Source organism: Deltaproteobacteria bacterium (genome assembly GCA_011773515.1).
GTDB lineage: Bacteria > Desulfobacterota > Deferrimicrobia > J040 > J040 > WVXK01.
Genome location: WVXK01000095.1, coordinates 78,244 through 83,595 on the forward strand (window position 1 = coordinate 78,244; position 5,352 = coordinate 83,595).

General features: G+C 54.2%; 4 protein-coding genes, 4 tRNA genes and 1 pseudogene (1 of these 9 only partly in view). All 9 read left to right on the forward strand.

The genetic code is table 11. The features are described from left to right. The first annotated feature begins 227 nt into the window (after positions 1-227). Positions 228-1,304 carry a flavodoxin-dependent (E)-4-hydroxy-3-methylbut-2-enyl-diphosphate synthase gene (gene ispG, locus GTN70_10350; GenBank protein NIO17372.1) on the forward strand — a complete coding sequence of 359 codons (1,077 nt, stop codon included), beginning with the start codon at positions 228-230 and terminating at the stop codon, positions 1,302-1,304. 2 nt (positions 1,305-1,306) lie between these two features. Beyond that, positions 1,307-3,034, forward strand: a complete 1,728-nt coding sequence (locus GTN70_10355) for a proline--tRNA ligase (protein ID NIO17373.1) — start codon at positions 1,307-1,309, stop codon at positions 3,032-3,034. Further along, the gene (pyrF, locus tag GTN70_10360; protein ID NIO17374.1) at positions 3,019-3,723 is read left to right on the forward strand and encodes an orotidine-5'-phosphate decarboxylase; all 705 of its coding nucleotides are present in this window, start codon (positions 3,019-3,021) and stop codon (positions 3,721-3,723) included. The genes GTN70_10355 and pyrF overlap by 16 nt, the downstream gene beginning before the upstream one ends. A gap of 1 nt (position 3,724) precedes the next feature. Next, positions 3,725-4,456 (forward strand): 23S rRNA (guanosine(2251)-2'-O)-methyltransferase RlmB, encoded by a 732-nt coding sequence (rlmB, locus tag GTN70_10365; GenBank protein NIO17375.1) that lies wholly within the window; start codon positions 3,725-3,727, stop codon positions 4,454-4,456. Between the two features lie 63 nt (positions 4,457-4,519). Beyond that, positions 4,520-4,594: transfer RNA gene (locus tag GTN70_10370), tRNA-Thr, on the forward strand. 14 nt (positions 4,595-4,608) lie between these two features. Beyond that, a tRNA-Tyr gene (locus tag GTN70_10375) sits at positions 4,609-4,693 on the forward strand. A 76-nt stretch (positions 4,694-4,769) separates the two neighbouring features. After that, positions 4,770-4,845 (forward strand) — tRNA-Gly (locus GTN70_10380). 10 nt (positions 4,846-4,855) lie between these two features. After that, a tRNA-Thr gene (locus GTN70_10385) sits at positions 4,856-4,931 on the forward strand. Between the two features lie 32 nt (positions 4,932-4,963). Next, positions 4,964-5,352, forward strand: a pseudogene (gene tuf / locus GTN70_10390) (elongation factor Tu) (it continues 769 nt past the right edge of the window).

Sequence of the window (5,352 nt, forward strand, 5' to 3'; positions counted from 1 at the left end):
GTAAACGGTTTGAAGGACGGGAAATGGCGGTCTGGAACAGGTGAGGTAACCACGAATTATCCCAAAATGTATCTCTTCCTGATACAATGTTCTCACGGCGATCAGGATGATCCGACAGTGAAGCACAATCGTGGCAGGATGCTTTTATCAGTGGTGATAAATACCCGCCGATAGCAAACCTGCCTCTTTCAAGGTCGGATGTCGCGCTGCTTCGACGTGGCAAGCCAATGGGGAGAAGGAAAACGAGAAAAATATCCGTAGGGACGGTTGAAATCGGGGGAGAGGCGCCAATCGCTGTCCAGTCGATGACGAAGACCGATACCAAGGACGTTGAGGCCACTCTCCGGCAGATATCATCTCTTGTAAGCTCCGGTTGTGAGATCGTCAGGGTGGCAATACCCGATGATGATGCGGCGACGGCATTCGGAAAGATAAAAGAAAAAACCCTTGTCCCCCTCGTGGCCGACATACACTTCAACCATATCCTTGCGATTAAGGCAATCGAGAACGGTGCCGACTGCGTCAGGATAAATCCCGGCAACATCGGTGGCGGTAACAGGGTGAGGCAGGTTATCGATGCAGCCGCACATCACCGGATATCCCTCAGGATCGGCGTCAACGCGGGGTCACTTGAAAAGGATATCCTTGAAAAGTTTGGAAAACCGGGCCCCGAAGCTCTCTTCGCGTCGGCAGAAAGACATGTAAGATTCTTCGAATCGAGAGGTTTTTTCGATTTCAAGATCTCCCTCAAAGCTTCAGACGTCCTGACTACCGTGGAGGCGAACAGGCTCTTTTCCTCCGCCTTCGATTACCCGCTCCACGTGGGGGTGACGGAGGCAGGAACGATTTTTGCCGGAACGGTAAAATCATCTGCAGGAATCGGGATATTGCTCCACGAGGGGATCGGGGACACGATAAGGGTGTCCCTGACCGGCCCTCCGGAAGAAGAGGTTCGGGTAGCGTACGAAATACTCAAATCCCTTGGACTGAGAAGGAGGGGGCCCGAGATAATATCCTGCCCGACCTGCGGGCGAATAGAGGTTGATATCGAAAAGATCATTGAAGGCGTGGAAAAACGCATCACCCACATCGACAAGTACGTGAAAGTGGCCGTGATGGGATGTGTGGTGAATGGTCCGGGCGAGGCTTCCGAGGCCGACGTGGGCGTAGCCTGCGGCAGGGGCACCGGGCTGATCTTTGTCCGGGGAGAGGTTATGAAGCGCGTCAGCGAGGAGGAGATTGTACCAGAACTCGTCAGCTGGGTCGAGAAAATTACCCGCGAAAAGATAGAAGGGGGGGTTTAACCATGCGACTTAGCCGGTACCTTCTCCCGACAACGAGGGAGAATCCGTCCGATGCCGAGATCGTCAGCCACCGCCTCATGATCAGGTCCGGCATGATACGGAAAGTTGCAGCGGGAATCTATGACTACCTTCCTCTCGGCCTGAGAGTTTTGAGAAAGGTCGAGAACATAATCAGGGAGGAGATGAACAGGGCGGGTGCGATCGAGCTCCTCATGCCCGTGGTGCTTCCCTCGGAACTCTGGAGGGAATCGGGCAGGTGGGACCTCTATGGCAGGGAGCTTCTCCGTTTCCGCGACAGGGGAGAACGGGAGTTCTGCCTCGGCCCGACACACGAGGAGGTGATCACTGATATCGTGAGAAAGGAGGTGCGATCCTACAGGCAGCTTCCCCTGAACCTCTACCAGATTCAGACAAAGTTCAGGGACGAGATAAGGCCGCGGTTCGGGCTCATGCGGGGAAGGGAATTCATCATGAAGGATGCCTACTCCTTCGATGCCGATGACGCGGGAGCAGACCGGAGCTATCAGGCCATGTTTGACGCCTACACGAGAATCTTCTCGAGGATGGGGCTTACCTTCAAGGCGGTAGAGGCGGACACCGGGGCGATAGGGGGGAGCAGCTCACACGAGTTTATGGTGATAGCCGAATCGGGAGAGGATGAAATAGTGAGCTGCGGAAAGTGCGACTACGCTGCAAATGTCGAACTTGCAAAGGTCGATGAGGGGGCGTCAGGGAAAGTCGGTCCGGATATACCCGCGATCCAGGAGGTGCATACTCCCGGCATGCGCACCATAGAGGAGGTATCGTCTTACCTTGAAGCATCACCCGAGAGGATGCTCAAAACCCTTATATTCGACACCGGGTCGGAGAAGGTGGTCGTCGTGTCGCGGGGGGACAGAACGATAAACGAGGTAAAGGTGAAAAATTACCTCGGAGCCGACTGGATAGAGCTTGCCGATGAGGAAAGCGTGAGGGACGTGACGGGTTCCTCTGCAGGCTTTGCGGGGCCGGTTGGCTTGAAGGCCAAGATTTTGGCTGATCGGTCGGTTTTGCAGATCGAAAACGGAATAACGGGTGCAAACAGGGATGATTACCACTATATAAACGTTCGCGTGGGGCGCGATTTCGATGCGGATGTGTATGGTGATTTCCGGGTCATCGAAAGCGGGGACAGCTGTCCTGCGTGCGGCGGAAACATAACGTTTTCAAGGGGTATCGAGGTGGGGCACATCTTCAAACTCGGGACCAAGTACAGCAGGGCCATGAACGCCGTATACCTCGGGAAAGAGGGAAAAGAAAAGGTTATGGTGATGGGTTGCTACGGCATAGGTGTCGGCAGGACAGTTGCCGCGGCCATAGAGCAGAACCACGATGACGATGGTCCCGTGTTCCCCGTATCGATAGCCCCATTCGAGGTTGCTGTGGTGCCCCTCAATATGAAGAACGAGAAAGTACGGGGTGCGGCCGAAACCATCTACGGCGGGCTTCTTTCGACGGGTGTGGAGGTCGTTATCGATGACCGCGAGGAAAGGCCGGGCATCAAGTTCAAGGATGCCGATCTGATGGGGGTCCCGATCCGGGTCACGGTGGGAGAGAAGAAGGCTGCCGGGGGGAAGGTCGAACTGAAGATCAGGGAAACGGGTGAAACCAAGGATGTGGGGATAAAGGATGCGGTCGGTGTGCTGGTGAGTGAGGTAGAAAAGGAGCGCGAAAGATGCACGGGAACTTGAACAGGGTTATCGCAGCTCTCGATTTTCCTTCCCTGCATGAGGCTCTCGGCTTCGTGAAACGGTCGGGTGACGAGCTTTTGTGGTGCAAAGTCGGGATGGAGCTCTTTACCCGGGAAGGATATCCGGTGATAGAGGCGCTCAAGAGGGAAAAGAAGATGGTGTTTCTCGATCTCAAATTCCATGATATTCCCAACACCGTAGGAGGCGCGGTGAAAAGCGCGGTGGCCCATGGAGTCGACATGCTCACCGTGCACGCTTCCGGTGGATCAGAGATGCTCAGGGCCGCTGCATCCGTGGCGAAGGCCTCCGGAACGAAGGTCGTTGCGGTAACCATCTTAACCAGCCTGAACGAATCGGATCTCCGTGTTTTCGGGACTACCGGCCCTGTCTCCTCCATGGTTGAAAGGCTCACGGAAATGGCGCTTCATTCGGGCGTCGACGGCATCGTGTGCTCCCCTCTGGAAGTGGCCCACCTGAGGAATACGTTCGGCGGGGACTTTATCGCCGTCACGCCGGGAATCAGGCTCCCTGATGATGAAAAGGGGGACCAGAAGAGGGTTACCACGCCTGAGGAGGCATTCGAAGCAGGTGCTGATTTCATCGTGGTGGGGCGGTCTTTGACGGCAGTTGCAGATCCCCGGAAGAGGCTTCGCGAGATTGCTCTGCGCTTTGGTCAATCGAAGACGTGACATGCTCTCGATTACCGGCTTCAAGATAGTGAAGGAATTCATCGAGTCCTCGACGCAGACCGTGAGGGACATTTATCTCCAGGAGGGTGCCGCAGGTGATACGGGAGATAAAATAGCAGCGCTGGCAGGGAAAAAATCCATCCCCGTGATGTTTTGGCCTCACGATGACATGAAAAAGATTTTTCAGGGAAAAATCAAGAACGGGATCGTCGCCCGCCTTGACAAATTTGCCTATTCGGACATAGACGTCATTCTGGATAAGAGGCCCGATAAATCGTTTTTCGTAATTCTGGACAGGGTTTACGACCCGCACAATCTTGGAGCTATAGCAAGATCGGCCCACTGCTTCGGAGCGGCAGCTGTGGTCATACAGGAAAGAAGAGCGCCATCGATAACGGAGACGTCTATTCATGCATCCGCAGGAGCCCTGGCCCATCTCCCCGTCGTTCAGGTTGTCAATCTTTCCAGGACCGTTGACTACCTCAAGAAAAAGGGGTTCTGGGTGTACGGCACGTCGGCAGGGGCAGGAGGGGGGGATGTCGCGCTTATGGATTTTTCGGGTGACGTGGTCATTATTTTCGGAAGCGAGGGGGAAGGGATCAGGAAAAAATTGCTCGAGAGGTGTGATTTTGAGGTCTCCGTACCCATGGGAAGGGGCTTTGACTCCCTCAATGTGAGCGTCGCCGCCGGTATCGTTCTGTACACGGTAAATAAGAAACTTTTCCCGCAGTAATCAGGCAATTTATAATTGACAATACCATCCCCTTATAGTGTAATTTTATATTCTGAATTTTGAGCCGACGTAGCTCAATGGTAGAGCAACTGATTTGTAATCAGTAGGTTGGGGGTTCGACTCCCTTCGTCGGCTCCACATAAAGAATCCGTGGAGAGGTACCCGAGTGGCCAAAGGGGGCAGACTGTAAATCTGCTGGCTCAGCCTTCGGAGGTTCGAATCCTCCCCTCTCCACCACCTTTTGTTTATTGTTTTTTGTTGGTTGAATGTCTTATAATAGTAAGGTTAGAGATTTGACCGACTTTAATAAGTTGCGGGCGTAACTCAGATGGTAGAGTCACAGCCTTCCAAGCTGTTGGTCGCGGGTTCGAGTCCCGTCGCCCGCTCCACTATTTTTGGGCCCACGTAGCTCAGTCGGTAGAGCGCATCCTTGGTAAGGATGAGGTCGGCAGTTCAATCCTGCTCGTGGGCTCCAACTGTCTGTTACTATTTGAGGAGGAGAGAGACATGGCGAAGCCCAAATTTGAGAGAAAGAAGCCCCATTTGAACGTTGGCACGATCGGTCATGTGGATCACGGGAAGACGACTCTTACGGCGGCGATAACGAAGATTTTATCGAACAGGGGGCTTGCGGATTTTATTTCATTTGACGAGATAGACAAGGCGCCTGAGGAGAAGGAGCGTGGCATAACGATTGCGACTGCCCATGTGGAGTACGAGACGGAGAATCGTCATTATGCGCATGTGGATTGCCCCGGCCATGCCGATTACGTGAAGAATATGATAACGGGTGCGGCCCAGATGGACGGTGCCATTTTGGTGGTGAGCGCTGCAGACGGCCCGATGCCCCAGACCCGTGAGCACATACTGTTGGCCCGTCAGGTGGGTGTTCCCTA

Bases quoted from the DNA above. Each gene is read 5' to 3' on its own strand.
- ispG (NIO17372.1), top strand. From the start codon at position 228: ATGGGGAGAAGGAAAACGAGAAAAATATCCGTAGGGACGGTTGAAATC.
- GTN70_10355 (NIO17373.1), top strand. From the start codon at position 1,307: ATGCGACTTAGCCGGTACCTTCTCCCGACAACGAGGGAGAATCCGTCC.
- rlmB (NIO17375.1), top strand. From the start codon at position 3,725: ATGCTCTCGATTACCGGCTTCAAGATAGTGAAGGAATTCATCGAGTCC.
- pyrF (NIO17374.1), top strand. From the start codon at position 3,019: ATGCACGGGAACTTGAACAGGGTTATCGCAGCTCTCGATTTTCCTTCC.